This is a genomic window from Azorhizophilus paspali, from assembly GCF_043587585.2.
GTDB classification, from domain to species: Bacteria; Pseudomonadota; Gammaproteobacteria; order Pseudomonadales; family Pseudomonadaceae; genus Azotobacter; species Azotobacter paspali.
This window is the reverse complement of the sequence record NZ_CP171449.1, coordinates 4,077,812-4,099,019: the sequence shown is the minus strand read 5'-3', so window position 1 is coordinate 4,099,019 and position 21,208 is coordinate 4,077,812. Positions and strand designations below refer to the sequence as shown.

The 21,208-nt window shown below is 64.0% G+C and carries 21 protein-coding genes, 1 other RNA gene and 2 pseudogenes; 16 read left to right on the top strand and 8 right to left on the bottom strand.

Features of this window, described 5'->3' with window-relative positions; all coding sequences use genetic code 11:
• The first annotated feature begins 124 nt into the window (after positions 1–124).
• Together rsd and ACGI6K_RS19890 are read left to right on the top strand one after the other, a co-directional pair.
• Positions 125–592, top strand: coding sequence for a sigma D regulator (gene rsd / locus ACGI6K_RS19895; protein WP_376944564.1), 468 nt, complete (start codon positions 125–127; stop codon positions 590–592).
• Positions 593–727: 135 nt separating this feature from the next.
• Positions 728–1,396 (top strand): AlgP family protein, encoded by a 669-nt coding sequence (locus ACGI6K_RS19890; RefSeq protein WP_376944562.1) that lies wholly within the window; start codon positions 728–730, stop codon positions 1,394–1,396.
• Positions 1,397–1,407: 11 nt separating this feature from the next.
• Here ACGI6K_RS19890 and ACGI6K_RS19885 read toward each other — a convergent pair whose 3' ends face one another.
• A complete protein-coding gene (locus tag ACGI6K_RS19885; RefSeq protein WP_376944560.1) occupies positions 1,408–1,857 on the bottom strand; it encodes a TIGR02444 family protein in 450 nt (149 codons plus the stop codon).
• 50 nt (positions 1,858–1,907) lie between these two features.
• Here ACGI6K_RS19885 and ACGI6K_RS19880 point away from each other — a divergent pair, with 50 nt between their 5' ends.
• From ACGI6K_RS19880 to ACGI6K_RS19855, 6 genes and pseudogenes are all read left to right on the top strand, one after another.
• Positions 1,908–3,809, top strand: a complete 1,902-nt coding sequence (locus tag ACGI6K_RS19880; RefSeq protein WP_376944558.1) for an ATP-binding cassette domain-containing protein — start codon at positions 1,908–1,910, stop codon at positions 3,807–3,809.
• An 81-nt stretch (positions 3,810–3,890) separates the two neighbouring features.
• A pseudogene (locus tag ACGI6K_RS19875) lies at positions 3,891–4,608 on the top strand (TerC family protein).
• Between the two features lie 108 nt (positions 4,609–4,716).
• A complete protein-coding gene (locus tag ACGI6K_RS19870; protein WP_376944556.1) occupies positions 4,717–5,016 on the top strand; it encodes a FeoA family protein in 300 nt (99 codons plus the stop codon).
• 8 nt (positions 5,017–5,024) lie between these two features.
• The gene (gene feoB / locus ACGI6K_RS19865) at positions 5,025–6,872 is read left to right on the top strand and encodes a ferrous iron transporter B (protein WP_376944554.1); all 1,848 of its coding nucleotides are present in this window, start codon (positions 5,025–5,027) and stop codon (positions 6,870–6,872) included.
• A gap of 15 nt (positions 6,873–6,887) precedes the next feature.
• A complete protein-coding gene (locus ACGI6K_RS19860; protein ID WP_376944552.1) occupies positions 6,888–7,043 on the top strand; it encodes a FeoB-associated Cys-rich membrane protein in 156 nt (51 codons plus the stop codon).
• Between the two features lie 69 nt (positions 7,044–7,112).
• Complete coding sequence (locus ACGI6K_RS19855) at positions 7,113–7,562, top strand: YaiI/YqxD family protein (protein WP_376944550.1); 450 nt, start codon at positions 7,113–7,115, stop codon at positions 7,560–7,562.
• A 6-nt stretch (positions 7,563–7,568) separates the two neighbouring features.
• Here the strand turns inward: ACGI6K_RS19855 and elbB are convergent, their stop codons facing one another.
• Entirely contained in the window at positions 7,569–8,222 is a 654-nt protein-coding gene (gene elbB / locus ACGI6K_RS19850; protein WP_376944548.1) for an isoprenoid biosynthesis glyoxalase ElbB, read from the bottom strand.
• Positions 8,223–8,579: 357 nt separating this feature from the next.
• On the opposite strand from elbB, the gene hemB reads away from it, so the two are divergent.
• Entirely contained in the window at positions 8,580–9,593 is a 1,014-nt protein-coding gene (hemB, locus tag ACGI6K_RS19845) for a porphobilinogen synthase (RefSeq protein ID WP_376944546.1), read from the top strand.
• Between the two features lie 18 nt (positions 9,594–9,611).
• Positions 9,612–11,834 carry a polyphosphate kinase 1 gene (ppk1, locus tag ACGI6K_RS19840; protein WP_376944544.1) on the top strand — a complete coding sequence of 741 codons (2,223 nt, stop codon included), beginning with the start codon at positions 9,612–9,614 and terminating at the stop codon, positions 11,832–11,834.
• A gap of 34 nt (positions 11,835–11,868) precedes the next feature.
• Here ppk1 and ppx read toward each other — a convergent pair whose 3' ends face one another.
• Positions 11,869–13,374: an exopolyphosphatase gene (gene ppx / locus ACGI6K_RS19835; protein ID WP_376944542.1), complete on the bottom strand. Its 1,506-nt coding sequence runs from the start codon at positions 13,372–13,374 to the stop codon at positions 11,869–11,871.
• A gap of 302 nt (positions 13,375–13,676) precedes the next feature.
• Here ppx and trxA point away from each other — a divergent pair, with 302 nt between their 5' ends.
• The 4 genes from trxA to ACGI6K_RS19815 all read left to right on the top strand — a co-directional run bounded on the left by trxA (position 13,677) and on the right by ACGI6K_RS19815 (position 18,191).
• Positions 13,677–14,003: a thioredoxin TrxA gene (gene trxA / locus ACGI6K_RS19830; RefSeq protein WP_376944540.1), complete on the top strand. Its 327-nt coding sequence runs from the start codon at positions 13,677–13,679 to the stop codon at positions 14,001–14,003.
• 328 nt (positions 14,004–14,331) lie between these two features.
• Positions 14,332–15,591, top strand: coding sequence for a transcription termination factor Rho (gene rho / locus ACGI6K_RS19825; RefSeq protein ID WP_376944538.1), 1,260 nt, complete (start codon positions 14,332–14,334; stop codon positions 15,589–15,591).
• A gap of 96 nt (positions 15,592–15,687) precedes the next feature.
• On the top strand, positions 15,688–17,154 hold the full coding sequence (gene ubiD / locus ACGI6K_RS19820) for a 4-hydroxy-3-polyprenylbenzoate decarboxylase (protein WP_376944536.1): 1,467 nt from the start codon (positions 15,688–15,690) through the stop codon (positions 17,152–17,154).
• A gap of 68 nt (positions 17,155–17,222) precedes the next feature.
• Positions 17,223–18,191 carry a CDP-6-deoxy-delta-3,4-glucoseen reductase gene (locus tag ACGI6K_RS19815; RefSeq protein WP_376944534.1) on the top strand — a complete coding sequence of 323 codons (969 nt, stop codon included), beginning with the start codon at positions 17,223–17,225 and terminating at the stop codon, positions 18,189–18,191.
• 22 nt (positions 18,192–18,213) lie between these two features.
• Here the strand turns inward: ACGI6K_RS19815 and ACGI6K_RS19810 are convergent.
• Positions 18,214–18,653 (bottom strand): annotated as a pseudogene (locus ACGI6K_RS19810) (EVE domain-containing protein); the annotation flags it as partial.
• A gap of 187 nt (positions 18,654–18,840) precedes the next feature.
• On the opposite strand from ACGI6K_RS19810, the gene ACGI6K_RS19805 reads away from it, so the two are divergent.
• Entirely contained in the window at positions 18,841–18,975 is a 135-nt protein-coding gene (locus ACGI6K_RS19805) for a hypothetical protein (protein WP_376944532.1), read from the top strand.
• A gap of 1 nt (position 18,976) precedes the next feature.
• Here the strand turns inward: ACGI6K_RS19805 and ACGI6K_RS19800 are convergent, their stop codons facing one another.
• The 4 genes from ACGI6K_RS19800 to ACGI6K_RS19785 all read right to left on the bottom strand — a co-directional run bounded on the left by ACGI6K_RS19800 (position 18,977) and on the right by ACGI6K_RS19785 (position 20,444).
• Positions 18,977–19,639, bottom strand: a complete 663-nt coding sequence (locus ACGI6K_RS19800) for a 5-formyltetrahydrofolate cyclo-ligase (RefSeq protein ID WP_376944530.1) — start codon at positions 19,637–19,639, stop codon at positions 18,977–18,979.
• Between the two features lie 77 nt (positions 19,640–19,716).
• Positions 19,717–19,894: non-coding RNA, 6S RNA (gene ssrS, locus ACGI6K_RS19795), on the bottom strand.
• A 29-nt stretch (positions 19,895–19,923) separates the two neighbouring features.
• The gene (locus tag ACGI6K_RS19790) at positions 19,924–20,238 is read right to left on the bottom strand and encodes a cell division protein ZapA (protein WP_376944528.1); all 315 of its coding nucleotides are present in this window, start codon (positions 20,236–20,238) and stop codon (positions 19,924–19,926) included.
• The gene (locus ACGI6K_RS19785; RefSeq protein WP_376944526.1) at positions 20,235–20,444 is read right to left on the bottom strand and encodes a TIGR02449 family protein; all 210 of its coding nucleotides are present in this window, start codon (positions 20,442–20,444) and stop codon (positions 20,235–20,237) included. Before ACGI6K_RS19785 ends, ACGI6K_RS19790 begins: the two co-directional genes overlap by 4 nt.
• 187 nt (positions 20,445–20,631) lie before the next feature.
• On the opposite strand from ACGI6K_RS19785, the gene ACGI6K_RS19780 reads away from it, so the two are divergent.
• Positions 20,632–21,186 carry a YecA family protein gene (locus ACGI6K_RS19780; protein ID WP_376944524.1) on the top strand — a complete coding sequence of 185 codons (555 nt, stop codon included), beginning with the start codon at positions 20,632–20,634 and terminating at the stop codon, positions 21,184–21,186.
• Positions 21,187–21,208: the final 22 nt, after the last annotated feature.

Below are 21,208 nucleotides of genomic sequence, written 5' to 3'. Positions count from 1 at the left end.
GGCATACTCTGCGGCCATGTGTCAGTCGATCCCGTTGTTCGATCGCACTTTTCCCAAGCCGGATGCGTCGATATAGCGGGCCCTTCGTGGGCCTGAACATAAACAACAGTAGGGAAGCCAGACCATGCTCGAAATCCACCAAGACGCCCAGGAACGCTGGGATGGTGTCCATCTCCTGATCGATCGCTGGCTGGCCGAGCGCCGGGACCTGCTCGAAGCCTTCGATAGTGTTGTTTGCCAGCAGACCATACCCGTGGCCAGCGCCGAAGCCCTGCAGGTCTTCTGCGAATTGTTGGTCGATTACGTTTCCGCCGGCCATTTCGAGGTCTACGAGCGATTGATGGGCGAAGCCGAGTCCTTCGGCGACCGCCGCGGGCTGGGGCTGGCTAAGCAGATCTATCCCCGTCTCGAGGCGATCACCCAGGCAGCGTTGGCCTTCAACGACCGCCTGGATAACGACGATTGCCTGGATGGTTCGCTGAGCCGGGAGATCGAGGCGCTCGGCGGTCTGTTGCGCGAACGCTTCGAACTGGAGGACTGCCTGATCGAAGTGCTGCATAACGCGCACTGGCAGATCGCCGCCAACGCCTGACGCTCTGACGCAGGCCTTTGCCGCCTGTTCGCAGAGGCCGGCTTTTCATATGCGAATCTTTTGCCTGCGCTGGTTTCGTTGGCGGTTGTGAGCCGGGTGAGTAGTATGATGGAGTCCCTTCGCTAGGAGCATGTCATGCCGATCAAGAAGTCCCCTGTCACGACCCCGCTGCATCTGCTGCAGCAACTTTCGCAGAGCCTGCTCGTCCATCTGGAGGAAGCCTGTTCCCAGACGCTGCAGGATGCCGAGAAGGCGCTGGCCAAGCTGGAGAAGCAGCGCAGCAAGGTTCAGGAGAAGCTGCATGAGGCGCGCGCGAAGCTGCAGGATGCCGCGCTGGCCGGCAAAGCCAAGGCGCAGGTCCGGAGCAGGAAGGCGGTCGACGAACTCGAGCCGCTGCTCGACGATCTCAAGGCGCGCCAGGCGGAAACCCGTGACTACATCGTCCGGCTGCGCCATGACACCCTACAGGCGCTGGAGCTGGCACAGGGGGTCGCCCAGGTGAGGGAGGCCGCGGCCCAGGCGCTGATGGCGCCGGCCGAGCGTCCGGAGAGCAAGCCGGTACCGAAAGCGGTGGGGAGCAAGCCGGCCGCATCCCGTCGCGCCAAGCTTCAGGTCGAGACCGTGGCGCCTGCCGGCGAGGCGCCGGCCAAGCGTACGACGACACGCGCGCCACGTCCGGCTGCGGCGGCCGAATCGCCCGCCAAGTCGGCGGTGAAGCGGAGCCGTGCCAAGGCGGCTGCCAAGCCGGCCGAGCCTGTTGCGGCGAGCGCTCCTGTCGTGCCCGGCAAGCCGGATCTGTCCTGATCCGTACCACCTCACGTCGCCGCGCGTAGGCTGGCGAGCGCCGCGCGACAGCCTGCAGCCGGGCCTGCCAGCTTCTCCAGCCAGCCCCTCGCGGCCTCGGGCGCTGCCGGCCAGTCGCGACTGGCCGCCTCCAGGCGCTGCAGTTGCGCCCATTCCGCATCCAGCTCCAGTGCTTTCAGGCGCTCCCGCAGCTCGTCCAGAACGGGATCGTTGCGGGCCGCCGGGCGCCAGTCCTGGCGCAGTCGGCGCAGGGGCGCGATCACCTGTGTCCGCCAAGGCTGCGCCAGTTGCTGCAGTTCGGCGCAGCGTTCGGCCGTGCACCCGATGCCGTGTGTCTCCAGCCAAACAGCGCAGAGCAGCAGGCAGACATCGGCCCCTTGCTCCTGCAATTCCAGGCAGGCGGCCTCGACACCTGGACGTAGGTACAACCCCAAAGCGAAAGCCTGCAGATCGCGCGGCATGTCGTGTCCCTCCGCGGCACACGGCGAAGCTGGTAAACTCCGCCGCCATCATGATTCGACTCCAGCATCTTACCCTGCAACGTGGTCCGCAGCGTCTACTCGAGAACGCCGAGCTGACCCTGCACGCCGGCCAGAAGGCCGGCCTCATCGGTGCCAACGGTGCCGGCAAATCCACCCTGTTCGCTCTGCTGCGCGGTGAACTCTCGCCCGATGCCGGCGACTGCCAATTGCCGGCGGACTGGCGCATCGCTCACATGCGTCAGGAGGTCGACGACCTCGAACGTCGGGCGGTCGATTACGTGCTCGATGGCGATGCCGAGCTGCGGCGCATCCAGCGCGAACTGGCGGCGGCGGAGTCGAGCCACGACGGTGTGGCCATCGCCCGCCTGCATACCGAGCTGGACAATGCCGACGGCTATACGGCCGACGCCCGGGCGCGCAAGCTGCTGGCCGGGCTGGGCTTCGCCGCCGAGCAGATGGAGCGTCGGGTCGGCGATTTCTCCGGTGGCTGGCGGATGCGCCTGAACCTGGCGCAGGCGTTGATGTGTCCCTCCGACCTGCTGCTGCTCGACGAGCCGACCAACCACCTCGACCTCGATGCCATCCTTTGGCTGGAGGAATGGCTGAAGGGCTATCCCGGCACCCTGCTGCTGATTTCCCACGACCGCGACTTCCTCGATGCCGTAGTCGATCACGTGGCGCATCTAGAGCAGCGCAAGCTGACCCTCTATCGCGGCGGCTACTCGGCCTTCGAGCGTACCCGCGCCGAGCGTCTGGCCCAGCAGCAGCAAGCTTACGAGAAGCAGCAGGCGCAACGCGCCCACATGGAGAGCTTCATCCGCCGCTTCAAGGCCAAGGCGAGCAAGGCACGCCAAGCGCAGAGCCGGATCAAGGCGCTGGAGCGGCTCGAGGAGCTGGCGCCGGCGCACGTGGATTCGCCTTTCGATTTTCGTTTTCGCGAGGCCGACAGGGTTTCCAGCCCGCTGCTCGACCTGTCCGAAGGACGCCTCGGCTACGGCGACAGGGCTGTGCTGGAGAAGGTCAAGCTGCAATTGGTGCCCGGCGCGCGCATCGGCCTGCTCGGCCCCAATGGTGCCGGCAAGTCGACCCTGATCAAGACCCTGGCCGGCGAATTGCAGCCGCTGTCCGGGCGCCTCGCGCGTGGTGAGAGTCTGGTGGTCGGCTACTTCGCCCAGCATCAGTTGGATGCCCTGGACGCCAAGGCCAGTCCACTGCTGCACCTGCAGCGCATTGCTTCCGGCGAACGCGAGCAGACCCTGCGCGATTTTCTCGGTGGCTTCGATTTCCGCGGTGCGCGCTGTGACGAGCCGGTGGGCAATTTCTCCGGTGGCGAAAAGGCCCGGCTGGCCTTGGCGCTGATCGCCTGGGGCAAACCCAATCTCTTGTTGCTCGACGAGCCGACCAACCACCTCGATCTGGAAATGCGCCTGGCCCTGACCCTGGCCTTGCAGGATTTCGAAGGGGCGGTGCTGGTGGTTTCCCACGACCGCCATCTCTTGAAGAGCACCACCGACGAGTTCCTGCTGGTCGCCGACGGTCGTGTGCAGGGCTTCGACGGCGATCTCGAAGACTACGCCCGCTGGCTGGTGGATTATCGAGCCCGCCAGGCGCCGTTTACCCCGGCCGCCGAGCGCGTCGACAAGCGCACCCAGCGCCAGGCCGCTGCCGCCTTGCGCCAGCAGTTGGCGCCGCTTCGGCGGCAAGCCGAGAAGCTGGAGCAGGAGCTGGGCCGTGTGCAGGAAAAGCTCGCCGCCCTAGAGGTCCGGCTCGGCGATAGCGCACTCTACGAGGCCGCGCGCAAGGACGAACTGCGCCAGTTGCTGTCCGAACAGGCCGCTCTCAAGAGTCGCGAGGGTGAACTGGAGGAGGCCTGGCTGGAGGCCCTGGAAGCCCTCGAGTCCCTACAGGCCCGGCTGGAGGCTGATGCCTGAACGCAGGACATAGATAGGATTCTTCATCCCCACCGCGAGGGGTAGCCTCGAATGGAGTGGCTCGCCAACCCCCAGACCTGAATCGTGCTCCTTACCCTGACTGCTCTGGAAATCGTTATCGGCATCGACAACATCATTTTCATTTCGATCCTGGTCAGTCGCCTGCCGAAGGGGGAACAAGCCAGGGCTCGCCTCCTCTGCATGGTGCTGGCCGATCCTGCCGCTGCTGTCGATCACCTGGATGATGCGCCTGACCCACGATCTGTTCGCGGTGTTCGGCCAGGGTATCTCCGGACGCGACCTGATTCTATTTTTCGGCAGTCTGTTCCTGCTGTTCAAGAGCACTCTGGAAATCTGGAAAAGCCTCGAGGGCGAAGCGCAGGAGGAAGCCCATGGGAGCCGTGCCAGGTTTGGCCTCGTCGGCGTGATCCTGCAGATCGCGCTGATCAATATCATCTTCTCCCTGGAATCGGTGGTCACCGCGGTCGGGCTCATGCAGAACCTGCCGGTGATGATCGCCGCGATCGTCATCGCCGTGCTGCTGATGATGGCCGCTTCCGGCGCCATCGGCGAGTTCATCGATAAACATCCGTCGCTGAAGATGCTCGCACTGTCTTTTCTCATCGTGGTCGGCACCCTGCTGGTGGCCGAGTCTTTCGAGGTACATGTGCCGCGGGGCTACATCTACTTCGCGATGATCTTTTCCGTGATCGTCGAGACGCTCAATATCCGCATGCGCGGCGTTCTCAAGCGCAAACCCGGCGAGCCGGTGAAATTGCGCAAGGATTTGCCCGGCTGAGGTTTCGGCGCGGCAGGGCGCTGCCGATCGCCGCCACTGCCCTTTTGTTGCACTTGGCTGCCGCATCCGCCAACATTAATAATCAATCTCGATTATTGAGACTCAGGAATGCCCAGTAAAACCTTCGACGGCAGCGACGCATCGTCCGCCCACATCCCTTTGCACCGGCTACCCAAGGGCTCCAGGGCCAAGGTCGTGGAAATCGTCGCCAGCGCCCTGTTCGGCGACATGGACGACCAGGTGACCTTGCGGTTGAAAGAGCTGGGCTTTCTGCCCGGCGCCACACTGCAGGTCATCGGTTTCGGTCTGTTCGGCACCGATCCGATCGCCGTGCGCATCAACGGTACCAAGTTCGGCCTGCGCCGCGCCGAAGCCGAGAAAGTCCTCGCCATCCTTCATTCCGCGTGATGCCTCCCATGTCCCAGTCCGTTCTGCACTTCGCTCTGGTGGGCAACCCCAACTGCGGCAAGACCGCGCTCTTCAACTGCCTGACCGGTGCCAGGGCCAAGGTGGCGAACTATGCCGGCGTCACCGTGGAAAAGCGCAGCGGCCCGCTGGCCGGCCTGTCTCGCCCGGCCGAACTGATCGACCTGCCCGGCACCTATAGCCTGTACGTGGCCTCGCCGGACGAGCAGGTGGCGCGTCGCGTCATCCTCGGCGAGATGCCCGGCGAAGTGCGTCCCGACGCGCTGGTGGCGGTCGTCGACGCAACCAATATCAAGCTGGGTCTGCGCCTGGTGCTGGAGCTGAAGGCGCTGGGCCTGCCGATGATCCTGGTGCTCAACTTGGCCGACGCCGCCCGCCAGCGTGGCATTAACATCCGTACCGACCTGCTGGCCGAGCGTCTGGGCATGCCGGTGGTGGAAACCGTCGCCGTGCGCCGCAACGGCGTGGCCGCCCTGCAGGCTGCCCTGCGCACCCTGGCCGTCGACCTGAAGAGCCGCACGGGCAGTCTCGGTCTGCCCGTGCGTGGCGAGGCGGTGGAGTCCCTGTATGCGCGCATCGACGCCCTGCTGGCCGACTGCGTCGAGGCGCCGGCATCCGCGCCGCGCTGGCAGGACCGGCTGGATGCGCTGGTCATGCACCCGGTGCTGGGGCTGGTGATTCTCGCGGCGACCCTGCTGTTGATGTTTCAGGCGGTATTCGCTTGGGCAGCGCCGCTGATGGATGGCATCGAGGCCCTGGTCGGCTGGTTGGGCGAGCAGGTCGGCGCACTGCTGCCGGAGGGCATCCTGCATGACTTCGTGGTGGACGGCCTGATCGCCGGGATGGGCAGCGTGCTGGTCTTCCTGCCGCAGATCATCATCCTGTTCGCCTTCATCCTGGCGCTGGAGGATTCCGGCTATCTGCCCCGCGCAGCCTTCCTGCTCGATCGCATGATGCGCGGCGTCGGCTTGTCCGGCCGCTCGTTCATCCCGCTGCTGTCCAGCTTCGCCTGCGCGGTGCCCGGGATCATGTCCACGCGCTCGATTTCCAATCCGCGCGAACGTCTGGTCACCATCATGACGGCTCCGCTGATGACCTGTTCGGCGCGCCTGCCGGTATATGCGCTGGTGATCGGCGCCTTCGTGCCGCAGCGCACGGTCTGGGGCCTGTTCAATCTGCAAGGCGTTACCCTGTTCTGCCTGTACGTCGCCGGGATCGCCAGTGCCGCGCTGGTGGCCTGGGTCTGCCGCCGGCGGCAGGGGAAGAGCGAGTCCTTCCCGCTATTGCTGGAGCTGCCCAATTACCGTTGGCCCAATCTGTACCACTTCCTGCTGGGTCTGAAGGAGCGCGCCTGGATTTTCCTCCGGCGCGTGGGGACCATTATCCTCGCGCTGTCCATCGTACTGTGGTTTCTGGCGACTTTCCCCGGTGCGCCGGAGGACGCTACCCTGCCGGCCATCGAATACAGCTTCGCCGGCAAGTTGGGTGCGCTCATGCAGCCGCTGTTCGAGCCGCTGGGCTTCAGTTGGCAGATGTGCATCGCCCTGATTCCGGCCATGGCCGCGCGTGAGGTGGCAGTCAGCACGCTGGCCACCGTCTATGCAGTGGGTGGTGGCGACGCCGCACTGGGCAGCACCCTGGCCCATAGCTGGAGCCTGCCGGTGGCATTGGCCTATTTGGCCTGGTTCGTCTATGCGCCGCAGTGCTTGTCGACTATCGCCGTAGTCAGGCGCGAAACCAACTCCCGGCGAGCTACGCTGATCTTTACCGCGTACCTGTTCGCCGTGGCCTATGTGGCGGCGCTGCTGGTGCGCTATCTGGCGGCGGCCTGGACTTGAAAGGGGGGGCTTGGCATGGATGGGCAGTGGATTCAGGGTGCCATCGTCGGGCTGATGGTCATCGGCGCGGTGTTCTATCTGCTGCGCCGCTACCTGCCGCGTCGGCACAAGGCGACGGAGGCGGGGAAGCGTAGCAAGTGCGACGGCTGCTCCGGCGGCGGTTGTCACTAGGAGCTCCGTTCCAAGGGCCTTGTCCGGCTGTTTTTCGTCATGTTGGCGTTTTCCCGAAGGAGTCGAGACGTGCGCGTGTGGATTGATGCCGACGCCTGCCCACGGGCGGCCAAGGATCAGGTGATCAAGTTCGCCTTGAAGCGCAATTTCGAAGTGCTACTGGTGGCCGGCCAGAGCCAAGTCAAGCCGGCGTTCGCCTGCGTGCGGCTGATCGTCGTGCCGAGCGGTCCCGATGCGGCCGACGATTATCTGGTGGAGCACGCTGAATCCGGGGATCTGGTGATCTGCAGCGACATCCCGCTCGCCGACCGCCTGTTCAAGAAGGGGGTGGCCGCGCTGGACCCGCGCGGCCGGGAGTTCGACGAGCGCAACATGGGCGAGCGCCTGGCGCTGCGCAACCTGCTCAGCGACCTGCGCGACCAGGGTCAGATGGGCGGTGGCCAGCCGCCCTACGGCGAGCGCGAGCGGCAGGCCTTCGCCAATGCCCTGGATCGCCTTCTGGTGCGTCTGAGCCGTTGAGCCGGCTCAGGCCAGTTCGAGGACGCGATCGACCAGCTTGTTGATGCCGCCGGCGGTTTCGCCGATCGACTTGGCGAGCATGTAGGCAGGAGTGGTGACCAGCTTGCGCTCGGTGTCGACGACGATCTCGTCCACTGCGCAGTTTTCATGCTGGGCGCCCATCTTGGTCAGGGCGGCGGCGGTGTCCGGATCGTTGCCGATGGTACAGACCACGCCGGGACCGTAGATCCTCGCAGCCAGCGCCGGCGCGATGCAGATCAGGCCCACCGGCTTGCCGGCCCGGGCGAAGGCCTGGGCGAAGGCCAGCACGTCGGGCTGCACCGTGCAGTTGGCGCCGCTGACCGCGAAGTCGGAGAGGTTTTTCGCCGCACCGAAGCCGCCGGGCAGGATCAGCGCATCGAAGTCCTCCACCTTGCCTTCGCGGACATCCTTGATGTTGCCACGGGCCAGGCGTGCTGCTTCCACCAGCACGTTGCGGCTTTCCTGCATTTCCTCGCCGCGGTAGTGGTCGATCACATGCAGTTGCGGAGCGTTCGGCGCGAAGCACTGCACCTGGGCGCCGCGCTGGTCGAGGCGCAGCAGGGTGAGCACGCTCTCGTAGATTTCGGAGCCGTCGTAGACGCCGCAACCGGAGAGGATGACGGCAACTTTCTTGCTCATTGGAACCTCCTGGAGTGGGCCGGGCTCCCGCATGTGCGGCAGACTCCGGCAGGACTGGTGAAAGGTACCGCCGATCCGTGCGGGATGGGCGACCGTTGGCCAATCCTAGCCGCTCGCCGCCCGGAGCGACATGGCGGCGATATAGCCGGGACTGCCTCAGGGCTTTGCCACGCGCTTTTCGGGACGGGCTTCGTGGCGCCTTCCCGGGCAAAGTGCTGGCTCTCGGCGGCGGGGCTGGCGACAATGGGCATGGAGCGATGAACTGCTAGTACTCGCACCCTGGCTGTCATATTTCGGTCATCTACTCGGCTTATAACTGTCATGCTGCGCCCGCCTGTCCGGGTCCTGGAGTCTGCCGTGAGCTTTATCCCCGCCAATCGCCTGTTTCCCGCTACCCGCCTGCGCCGCAACCGCCGCGACGAGTTTTCCCGTCGTCTGGTACGTGAGAATGTGCTCACTCCCGACGATCTGATCCTGCCGGTGTTCGTGCTCGACGGCGAGAATCGCCGTGAGCCGATTCCGTCGATGCCCGGCGTCGAGCGCCTGTCGATCGACCTGCTGCTCAAGGAGGCCGAGGCGCTGGTGGAACTGGGGATTCCGCTCGTCGACCTGTTCCCCTACATACCCGCCGAGCGCAAGTCGCTGGACGCCGCCGAGGCGTGGAATCCGGACGGCCTCATCCAGCGCGCGATCCGTGCCCTTCGCGAACGCTTCCCCGAGCTTGGCGTGATGACCGACGTGGCGCTCGATCCCTATACCACCCATGGCCAGGACGGGATCCTCGACGAGGACGGCTACGTGCAGAACGACGTGACCATCGACGCCCTGGTCAAGCAGGCCCTGTCCCATGCCGAGGCGGGCGCGCAGATCGTTTCGCCTTCGGACATGATGGACGGGCGCATCCAGGCCTTGCGCGAGGCCCTGGAACTGGCCGATCACACCAACGTGCGAATCATGTCCTATTCGGCGAAATACGCCAGTGCCTATTATGGTCCTTTCCGCGATGCCATCGGCTCCGCTGGCAATCTCGGCAAGGGAAATAAGTTCACCTATCAGATGGACCCGGCCAATGGCGACGAGGCCTTGCACGAAGTGGCCCTCGATCTGGCCGAAGGCGCCGACATGGTTATGGTCAAGCCGGGCATGCCCTACCTGGATGTGGTCCGCCGGGTGAAGGACGAATTCCGCGTGCCGACCTTCGTCTACCAGGTCAGCGGCGAGTACGCCATGCACATGGCGGCGATCCAGAACGGCTGGCTGGGAGAGGCGGTGATTCTCGAGTCCCTGATCGCCTTCAAGCGCGCCGGAGCCGACGGCATCCTCACCTACTTCGCCAGGCGTGCGGCGGAGCTGCTAAAACAAGGGCATTAACTTTCCCGGGAAGTACAGATGAACACTGAAGGTCTCAACGACAAAGCCTTGCTCGAAGCCGAGCCGGCGGACGAGGCGTCCGCCGGGCTGCAAAAGGGCGAGCCCGGACAGAAGGAGGCACCTGTCCAGAGCGAGTCGGCCGCGGAGGCGCCGCACGCATCGGTGCAGAGCCTGGACGACACCAGCCTGTACATCCATCGCGAACTGTCCCAGTTGCAGTTCAATGCCCGCGTATTGGCGCAGGCGCTGGACGAGTCCTATCCGCTGCTCGAACGGCTGAAGTTCCTGCTGATCTTCTCCAGCAACCTCGACGAGTTCTTCCAGATCCGCGTCGCCGGTCTGAAGAAGCAGGTCGCCTTCGCTCGCGAACTGGCCGGCGCCGATGGCTTGCAGCCGCATCAGGTACTGCCCTGGATCAGCGATCAGGTGCATGAACTGGTGGGCCGCCAGTACGCCATCCTCAACAAGGTACTGTTGCCCGAGCTGGCGCGCTATCAGATCAATTTCATTCGTCGCCGGAACTGGACGTTTAAGGTCAAGGCCTGGGTGCGCCGCTACTTCCGCGAGGAGATTGCGCCGATCATGACGCCGATCGGTCTCGATCCGACGCACCCCTTCCCGTTGTTGGTGAACAAGAGCCTGAACTTCATCGTCGAGCTGGAGGGGCTGGACGCCTTCGGCCGCGATTCCGGCCTGGCGATACTGCCGGCACCGCGCCTGCTGCCGCGGGTGATCCCTATACCGGAGGAAGTTGGCGGTCCGGGCGACAACTTCGTCTTCCTTTCCTCGATGATCCATGCGCATGCCGACGACCTGTTCCAGGGCATGAAGGTCAAGGGCTGCTACCAGTTTCGCCTGACCCGCAACGCCGACCTGTCGGTGGACGAGGATGTCGAGGATCTGGCCCGCGCCCTGCGCGGCGAGCTGTACTCCCGGCGCTTCGGCGATGCGGTGCGGCTGGAGGTGGTGGACACCTGCCCGCAGCACCTGACCAGCTATCTACTCAAGCAGTTCGGATTATCCGAGGCGGAATTGTATCGGGTCGACGGCCCGGTCAACCTGACCCGCCTGTTCAGCATCACCGGCCTGGACAGTCATCCCGAACTACAGCATGCACCCTTCACTCCGGCGATTCCCAAGGCGCTGCAGAACAGCGAGAACATGTTCAACGTGATCGGCAAGCAGGACATGCTGCTGCTGCATCCGTTCGAGTCCTTCACGCCGGTGGTCGATCTGCTGCGCCAGGCGGCCAAGGATCCCTATGTACTAGCGATCAAGCAGACGCTGTACCGCTCGGGAGCTAACTCGGAGATCGTCGATGCCCTGGTGGAGGCGGCTCGCAACGGCAAGGAGGTCACCGCTGTGATCGAGCTGCGTGCGCGCTTCGACGAGGAGTCCAACCTGCAACTGGCCAGTCGCCTGCAGCAGGCCGGCGCGGTGGTCATCTACGGGGTAGTCGGTTTCAAGACCCATGCCAAGGTGATGCTGATCCTGCGCCGCGAGAACGGCGAACTGCGTCGTTATGCGCACCTCGGAACTGGTAACTACCACACCGGCAATGCCCGGCTGTATACCGACTACAGCCTGCTGACCGCCGACGTGGCGCTGTGCGAGGACGTCTCCAAGCTGTTCAGCCAGTTGATCGGCATGGGCAAGACTCTACGCATGAAGAAACTGCTGCACGCGCCCTTCACCCTGAAGAAGGCCCTGCTCGACATGATCGCCCAGGAGACTCAGCACGCCAGCGAGGGCCGGCCGGCGCACATCATCATCAAGGTCAACGGCCTGACCGACGCGAAGATGATCCGGGCGTTGTACAAGGCCGGCCAGACGGGGGTGCGAGTCGATCTGATCGTGCGTGGTATGTGCTGCCTGCGCCCGGGTATCCTAGGGGTTTCGCACAACATTCAGGTGCGTTCGATCATCGGCCGCTTCCTGGAACACACGCGGGTGTTCTACTTCCTCAACGGCGGCGAGGAAAAGCTCTATCTATCCAGCGCCGACTGGATGGAGCGCAACCTCGACCGGCGGGTCGAGACCTGCTTCCCGGTCGAGGGCAAGAAGCTGATGCTGCGGGTGAGGAAGGAACTGGAGGCCTACCTCGGCGACAACACGCAGAGCTGGCAGTTGCAGCCCGACGGCAGTTACGTGCGCAACAGCCCGAGCGGCAACCAGAACCCGCGCAACGCGCAAGCCATGCTGCTGGAGAAGCTGAGCAGTCCCACGCTGGGTACCCGCTGAAGATACGCGGCGGAGCCCGCCGGATGGCGGGCCCTCAACGCGCCTGGATGGTATAGCCGACCCGCGCCAGCCACTCGGCTTCCTGGGCGAAGTCGGCCTGGGTCAGCGGATTGGCGTTCAGCCAGCCCTCGGGGAAGATCAGCTCCAGCGTGTGTTCGCTGGCGCGAAACTGCACTTTGGGCATTTCCTGGGTTCCCCGGATGTGGTGGAAGAGGATCGCGACCCGCAGCAGGATGCACAACCGCACCAGTTTGTCGCCATCGTCGCTGCTGAACTCGCTGAACTTGTCCCGCGGGATGTTGCGCCGGTGGCCACGGACCAGCAAGGCGAGCATCTGCTGATCCTTGCGCGAGAAGCCGGCCAGGTCGGAGTGCTCGATCAGGTAGGCGCCGTGTTTGTGGTAGTGGTAATGGGCGATGTCCAGGCCAATCTCGTGCACCCGCGCCGCCCAGCTCAGCAGTTCGCGATAGCTGTCGTCCTCCAGGCCCCAGGCCTCGGCCACCTGGTCCAACGCGGAGAGCGCCTTGGCCTCGACCCGCGCTGCCTGCTCCACATCGACGCGATAGCGCTCCATCAGCGAGACCAGGGTGCGCTCGCGGACGTCCTCGTGATGGTGGCGGCCGAGCAGGTCGTAGAGCACGCCTTCGCGCAGGGCGCCGTCGGAATAGATCATTGTCTGCAGCGACAGGGCGTTGAACACGGCCTCCAGAACCGCCAGGCCGGCAGGGAAGATGGCGCGGCGGTCCGGCTTGATGCCTTCTAGATCGAGCTTGTCCACCTCGCCGATCTTGAACAGCTTGCGCTTCAGCCAAGCGATGCCTTCGGCGGTCACCTCGCCGTTGCTGTAGCCGTCGGCCTGGATCGCCTGGCCGATCGCGCGGATGGTCCCCGAAGAGCCCACCGCCTCCTGCCAGCCCGTGCGCTGCAGGGCGTTCTCGATGGCCATCAGCTCCAGGCGCGCCGCAGTATAGGCTCGAGTGTAGCGGGCCGGGGTGATCTTGCCGTCGGCGAAATGCTGGCGGGTGTAGCTGACGCTGCCCATCTGTAGGCTTTCGCGCAGCAGCGGCTCGAAACTCTCGCCGATGATGAATTCCGTGCTGCCGCCGCCGATGTCGACGACCAGGCGCTTGCCGGCTGCGCTGGGTAGTGTGTGGGAGACGCCGAGATAGATCAGGCGCGCCTCCTCGCGGCCGGAGATCACCTCCACCGGATGCCCGAGTATTTCGTTCGCGCGGCGGATAAATTCGTTGCGGTTGCGCGCTTCGCGCATGGCGTTGGTGGCGACGATGCGCACCGCCCCCCTGGGCAGGCCGTTGATCAACTGGGCGAAGCGGCGCAGGCAGTCGAGGCCGCGTTGCATGGCTTCCTCGCTGAGCTGGTGCTGATCGTCGAGCCCCGCGCCCAACTGAACCTTCTCGCCCAGGCGCTCGAGCGGGCGGATCTCGGTCTGGTCGGCTTTGGCCAGTACCATGTGGAAGCTGTTGGAGCCAAGATCTATGGCGGCAATCAGGGGAAAGTTCTCGGCTTGAGTCTTTGGCATGTCAGGGTCTCGATGGCAGAACCGCGCCGTCCGGCCACGGGAAGAGTGGTTGTACCAGTTTACGGATGAAGGGTCCAAGGGCCTGTATAGTAAACGGTTTATCATAAGGCCCGACCCCACTCGAGAACGATGCGCCCGAATGTCCTTGGTGAAGCTGTGGGGCGACGGGCAGGTGGCGGCCCCGCACAGCTGGATACCCCCGGCCGCTCTGCCAGGGCCGGGGTGGCGCGCTCGCCTTCCTGTGCCGATCAATGCGGGCTATCATGTCCGGAAATTTGTGCTTCCGACCACGGAGATTTTCCATGAGCGAACTCATCACCAATGTCAGCGACGCCAGCTTCGAGCAGGACGTGCTTCAGGCCGAGGGGCCGGTGCTCGTCGACTATTGGGCCGAATGGTGCGGGCCGTGCAAGATGATCGCCCCGGTGCTCAACGAAATCGCCAAGGATTACGAAGGCCGGCTAAAAATCTGCAAGCTCAACATCGATAAAAACCAGGGTACTCCGGCGAAGTACGGGGTGCGCGGCATTCCGACCCTGATGCTGTTCAAGGGCGGCAATGTCGAGGCGACCAAGGTGGGCGCCCTGTCGAAATCGCAGTTGGCCGCCTTTCTCGACAGCAATATCTAATTCGCTCGTCAAGCGCATCTTTCGCTCCCGGGCTTGCTCGAAGCATGAAAGCCAGGGATGGCTGGTCCCGGTCCGGCGAGTCTTGCGTATCGAGAGAAAGGGCGGCAGTACCCCGCTCGCCGCATTCGGGGTCATGGTTTTTGTCGCGCGAGGCTGGACGCACCTTTTTTAGGGTGTTAGATTCGGCTCTCGCAGCGAATCTATCTTTATCGCTGTCCTCCGTCAGTCGTCGCCGACGCACCTCTTTTAGAACAAGTACAGCGATCCAATCGCCTTCCCTGCGGCGCGGCTTTCCCAAGCTCAACGCTTTCTGCCCTCTTATCGTCTTATGAATCTGACCGAACTCAAGCAAAAGCCTATTACCGAACTGCTGGAAATGGCCGAACAGATGGGCCTGGAGAACATGGCCCGTTCGCGCAAGCAGGATGTGATCTTCTCCCTGCTGAAAAAGCATGCGAAAAGCGGCGAGGAAATCTCCGGTGATGGCGTGCTGGAGATCCTTCAGGACGGTTTCGGATTCCTGCGCAGCGCGGATTCCTCCTATTTGGCCGGGCCGGACGACATCTACGTCTCGCCGAGCCAGATCCGCCGCTTCAACCTGCGTACCGGCGACACCATCGTCGGCAAGATCCGCCCGCCGAAGGAGGGCGAGCGCTACTTCGCGCTGCTCAAGGTCGACTCGATCAACTTCGACCGGCCGGAAAACGCGAAGAACAAGATCCTCTTCGAAAACCTCACCCCGCTGTTCCCCAATTCCCGTCTCACCATGGAAGCCGGCAACGGTTCCACCGAAGACCTCACCGGCCGTGTGATCGACCTCTGCGCGCCGATCGGCAAGGGCCAGCGTGGCCTGATCGTCGCGCCGCCGAAGGCTGGCAAGACGATCATGCTGCAGAACATCGCCAGCAACATCACGCGCAACAATCCCGAGTGTCACCTGATCGTCCTGCTCATCGACGAGCGCCCGGAAGAGGTGACGGAGATGCAGCGCACCGTGCGCGGCGAAGTGGTCGCCTCCACCTTCGACGAGCCTCCGACTCGCCACGTGCAGGTCGCCGAGATGGTCATCGAGAAGGCCAAGCGTCTGGTCGAACACAAGAAGGATGTGGTGATTCTGCTCGACTCCATCACCCGCCTGGCGCGTGCCTACAACACCGTGATTCCCAGCTCCGGCAAGGTGCTCACCGGCGGTGTCGACGCCCATGCACTGGAAAAGCCTAAGCGTTTCTTCGGTGCTGCGCGCAACATCGAGGAGGGGGGCAGCCTCACCATCCTCGCCACCGCGCTGGTGGAAACCGGCTCGAAGATGGACGAAGTGATCTACGAGGAGTTCAAGGGTACGGGCAACCTGGAGCTGCAGCTCGACCGGCGTATTGCCGAGAAGCGTGTGTTCCCGGCGATCAACATCAATCGCTCCGGTACCCGCCGCGAAGAACTCCTGACCGGTGAAGAGGAGCTGCAGCGCATGTGGATCCTGCGCAAGATCCTGCATCCCATGGACGAGATCGCCGCCATCGAATTCATGCTCGATCGTCTGAAGGATACCAAGACCAACGAGGAGTTCTTCCAGTCGATGAAGCGGAAGTAATCCGCCGCGACAAGTCGCGAGCCTCGGATTGCAAGGGGGCAGGTTGGTGCCGTCACCCTCCGGCATGGGGCTTGCCGCCAGAGGCTTGCAGTTTCCATGAAATACTCCGATCTTCGCGACTTCCTGCGCGCCCTGGAGGCGCGTGGCGAGTTAAAGCGTATCCAGACGCCGGTCTCGCCCATACTGGAAATGACCGAAATCTGCGATCGTACCTTGCGTCGCAGCGGACCCGCTCTGCTGTTCGAGAAGCCGATAGGTTTCGATATGCCGGTGCTTGGCAACCTGTTCGGCACACCGCAGCGCGTGGCGTTCGGCATGGGGGCTGAGGATGTCTCCGAACTGCGCGAAATCGGCCGGCTGCTGGCCCTCCTCAAGGAGCCGGAGCCGCCCAAGGGGCTCAAGGATGCCTGGGACAAGCTGCCGCTTTTCAAGAAAGTGCTCAGCATGGCGCCTAAGGTGCTGAAGGATGCGCCCTGCCAGGAAGTGATCCTCGAAGGCGAGGATGTCGATCTCGGCAGGTTGCCCGTGCAGCATTGCTGGCCAGGCGATGCCGCGCCGCTGATCACCTGGGGGCTGACCATCACCCGCGGACCGAACAAGGAGCGGCAGAACCTCGGCATCTACCGGCAGCAGGTGCTCGGCCGCAACAAAGTGATTATGCGCTGGCTCAGCCACCGTGGCGGTGCCTTGGATTACCGCGAATGGTGCCAGAAGCACCCTGACCGGCCCTATCCGGTGGCGGTGGCGCTCGGGGCCGACCCGGCGACCATCCTTGGCGCGGTCACGCCGGTGCCGGACACCCTGTCCGAATACGCCTTTGCCGGCCTGCTGCGTGGCCAGCGCACCGAACTGGTCAAGGCGGTCGGCAGCGATCTGCAGGTGCCGGCCAGCGCCGAGATCGTGCTGGAGGGGCACATCCATCCGGGAGAGATGGCCGACGAGGGACCCTATGGCGACCATACCGGCTACTACAATGAGGTCGACCGTTTCCCGGTCTTCACCATCGAGCGCATCACCCGCCGACGCGATTCCATCTACCACAGCACCTACACTGGACGTCCGCCGGATGAGCCCGCCGTGCTCGGCGTGGCGCTGAACGAAGTGTTCGTGCCGATCCTGCAGAAGCAGTTCCCCGAGATCGTCGATTTCTACCTGCCGCCGGAGGGCTGCTCCTACCGTATGGCGGTGGTGACCATCAGGAAACAGTATCCGGGCCACGCCAAGCGGGTGATGCTGGGGGTCTGGTCGTTCCTGCGCCAATTCATGTATACCAAGTTCGTCATCGTCACCGACGACGACATCGACGCCCGTGACTGGAACGATGTGATCTGGGCCATCACCACACGCATGGACCCCAAGCGCGACACCGTGCTGATCGACAACACGCCTATCGATTATCTCGATTTCGCCTCGCCGATCTCCGGCTTGGGTTCGAAGATGGGGTTGGATGCGACCCACAAGTGGCCAGGCGAGACCAGCCGCGAATGGGGGCGGGCCATCCGCCAGGATCCGGCTGTAAAGCAGCGTGTCGACGAGCTGTGGCCGCTGCTGGGCCTCGATTGAGAGGTGCCTGCCTTGCTCCGCATGGGCAGGGGCGCCTTCCCGATTCACCCTTGCCGCGACGGAACATCATGAAAGTGATTCTGCAACCTTGTGGCGCCGAGATCGATGTGAATGTCGGCGAGTCCATTCTCGATGCTGCGCTGCGTCTCGGTCATGAATGCCCGCAGGGCTGTCGCAACGGCAACTGTCATGTCTGCGCAGCGCGCCTGCTCGAAGGGCGGGTGCGCCAGGGGGACGAGGTGCTTGCCCAGGGCGAAGTACTGACCTGCCAGGCCAAGCCGTTGGAGGATTGCGTGCTGCACTGGGACGCCGTGCTGGTGCCGGGCGAACTGCCCGTACGCGAACTGAGCTGCCAATTGGTCGATTGCGAGGATCTCGGTGGCGACGTGTTCCGGGTGCGGCTACGGGCGCCGGCGGGCAAGCCGCCGCGCTACCACGCCGGGCAGTACCTGCAACTGCAGCGCGAAGACGGCAGCTTCTCCTCCTTTTCCCTGGCTTCGGCACCCGATATGGGACGAGAGTTGGAACTCCACGTTCTGGCGCGCGAGAACTCGGCTCGGGACCTGCTGGCTTTCATCCGCCGTCAAGGTTTCGCCCGTGTGCGCCTGCCGTTCGGCGACGCCCATATGGCATCGCTGCCGGATGGTCCCCTGGTGCTGATTGCCGCCGGCACTGGCATGGCGCAGATGCAGAGTCTGGTAGAGCATTGCCGGGCGAACGGCTTCACCCGGCCGATCCATCTCTACTGGGGCGCGCGGCGGCCCGAAGACTTCTATCGGCTGCCTTGCGAGGAAGAGTGGCGGCACTTGTCCAACCTACACCTGCATCGGGTGGTCAGCGACCTGTGCGGTTGGGAGGGACGCTGCGGTCTGCTGCACGAGGCTGTGCGCCAGGACTTCGACGATCTGCGGGCGCTGCAGGTCTATGCCAGCGGTTCGCCAGGCATGGTCTACGCTACTCTGGATGCGCTGGTCGAGGCCGGCATGGATGCTGGGCAGATGCGTGCCGACGTTTTCGCCTACGCTCCCAGGCCTTGAGGCCGGCTTCCGGCTCAGCGCGCGCGAGTATGGCGGCCCATTCGCCAACGCTTACCGGCATCACCGAGAGCCGGTTGCCTTCTTTCAGCAGCGGTAGCTGCACCAGGTTCGGTGTGCTACGCAGGCGCACCAGTTCGATGACGTCACCGAAGGCTTCGACGAACTCCACGTCGACCGCAACCCACGGATTTTTTCCGCGCTGGCTCTGGCATCGAAGTAGGGGGTTTGCGGTTCGAGGGCGCTGGGGTCGGGATAGGCGCCGCTGACGATGCGGCCTATCCCAACGATTCCCGGTCGTGGGCAACTGGAGTGATAGAAGAAAAACAGCTCACCGAGTTGCATGCTCCGCAGAAAATTACCTGCCTGGTAATTGCGTACTTCGTCCCAACTTGCCTGCTAGCGGTGCTGTAGTGTAGCCACGGAGAAAGCCCTGGGTTCGGATCTCATCAGCCAGTACGGCATGGGGATTGGCTCCGGATGCCGGTCATCGGAACGCCGAAAAAAGTATCGATCTTATCGATGATCGGGGTTTGATTGGCCTATCGAGTTGGTGGAAAATTCTGCCGCTTCATGGGGGGAGGGTGGCTGTCGCAGCCGCCCGTTCATCGCTGTTCATCATCGTGATGTGCCTTGAAGGGGGAGGCAATCGATGAAGCGCAAGCCAGATTTACTGTGGGTTCTCGTCATTCTTTTCGGATTGGGGGTGGTCACCACAGGCTACGCGCAAAGCCATTGGGAACAACAGCGGAGCATTCAATCGCCGAACCTGTCCCGCGGTTTTTGATCTATTCGCAGGCACCGCAGGAATTGCGGTGCAACTGCCCCTTCCTCGCCATTTTCCTGTTGTCGGCCGCATACCAGGCCCGATCCGTCACCGTGGCCTCCAATGGCACGTCCCAACTGGCCAGCGCCAGTCGATCGACCTTTTGGCATTCGTGGGCCAGGCCCAGCAGCACGGGTTTGCGGCAGTACCTGTGGCGGGTTCGATAGGCCAGGCTGCGGTCGTAGAAGCCGCCGCCCATGCCCAGTCGTCCGCCCTCGGCATCGAAGCCGACGAGGGGCATCAGCAACAGATCCAGTGTCCAGACCCTGCGTTGCCGGGTCCGATTCGGGTAGGGCTCGCGGATGCGGAAGCGGTTCGGGCGCAGCGGTTCGCCGGGGTAAACGCGCTGGAACACCATGCGCGTAGCCGGCCAGGCGTTGAGCACCGGCAGATAGGTCGCCTTGCCGCGGCGCTGGGCAGCCGCAAGCAGCGGTTCGGGGTCGATCTCGCCGTCGTTGGGCAGATACAGCGCCAGGTGGCGGCTGCGGCGGAATAGCGGATGCTGCGCCAACTGGCGATAAAGCCGGCGAGCGGCTTGGTGCTGGCGATGGGGATCAAGTGCTCGCCGTCGCTCGCGAAGCAGGCGGCGCAGTTGGGCGCGGGAAAGGCTGGTGGTTTCAATCATGCCGAATCAGCGGGTGCCGGGGTAGGGCCGACAGCCATGCCGCAAAGTTCGTCGCGGCACGGCAAACGATGTGAAATGGACTCCCCGACATGCCGCTGCCGGCTTGACCCTTGAACCCGAAAGTTCAAGGTGGCGACTGCCGATGACCTTAAGGCTTTCCGTCAGGCGGACATGCACACGGGTCACACGTACAGCCTCCAAGGTTTTGCGTATCGGGAGAGGGACGTGGCCGACTGGCGTACACACCAGGGAGTGATCGCCAGTATATCCGAATTGGATGGGACTCAGGTGGTCAGCTCATCCGGATTGTTGGTCAGCGCGCGGTCGACGCGGTCGAGCAGGGTACGCACCTGCTCGCGGGTCGAGGTGGCCTGTAGGTCCAAGCGCTCCTGCTTGTGCAGCAGGTCGTGGGTGATGTTGAGGGCGGCCATCACCGCGATGCGCTCGGCACCGATGACCTTTCCGCTCGAGCGGATTTCCCGCATTTTCCCATCCAAATAACGGGCGGCGCTTTCCAGGTTGGCGCGTTCTTCAGGTGGGCAGGCAACGCAGTAATCCTTGTCGAGGATGTGGACGGTGATGGTGTGCGACTGGCTCATGAGTCCTGCTCCAGGGCTTTCAAACGTGAAATCATCGATTCGACCTTGTGCCTGGCGATTTCGTTCTTTTCGATGAGGTGGGCGCGTTCTTCCCGCCAGGCTTTTTCATTCGCCAGGAGAAACCGGTTGTGGGCCTTGATCTGCTCGAGACGCTGGATCAACAGTTCCAGCTGACGGGCAAGAGCTTTCAGGTCGTCGTTTTCCATGGCGCCTCTTTTTCTCTGCGAATGAACGGGGTTCGAGACTCCGGCGGCGCTCCGATGGTTTTGGTGCGCCCGCCGGTGCTAGGATACGCTGTCACATTCTAGTCATTTGCTTCCCGTGGCGCCTCATGAGCGTCGGCGCTTTTGCAAAGCGCCGCCAACTCGGGTGCACGAAGAAGGCGAGTCCGATATGTCCACCGACAAATCCCCCTACGCGGCGTTTTCCGCTCTGCTGGCCAGTAGCGGCAGGGACCTGTCCCCGGCGGAGCTGCACGGCCAGTTGCTCGGCCGCAGTTGTGCCGGAGCCGGTTTCGAGGTCGACGCCTGGCTTGCCGATGCCGCCGACCTGCTCGGCGGCCAGATCCCGGACAGCGTGCGCCAGGCGCTGATCGGCCTGCAGGAAATGGTCAAGGGCGAACTGACCGGCGGCGAGGTCGCCGTGGTCCTGCTGCTGCCTTCCGACGAAGCGCCGCTGGCCGAGCGCGCCGCTGCCTTGGGGCAGTGGTGCCAGGGCTTTCTCGGCGGCTTCGGTCTGGCTGCCGGCGACCGGCCGCTGAGCGCGGAAGCCATGGAAGTGCTGCAGGATCTTGCCGCCATCTCCCAGGTGCAGAGCGCGCTGGAGGATTCCGAGGAGGGAGAGGGTGCCTACATGGAGGTCATGGAATACCTCCGGGTCGCGCCGCTCCTGCTGTTCACCGAGTGCGCCGGTCTGGTCGCGCCGGCGCCCAAGCCGTCCGTGCATTGAGGCGCAGACGCCTGTCCAGTCA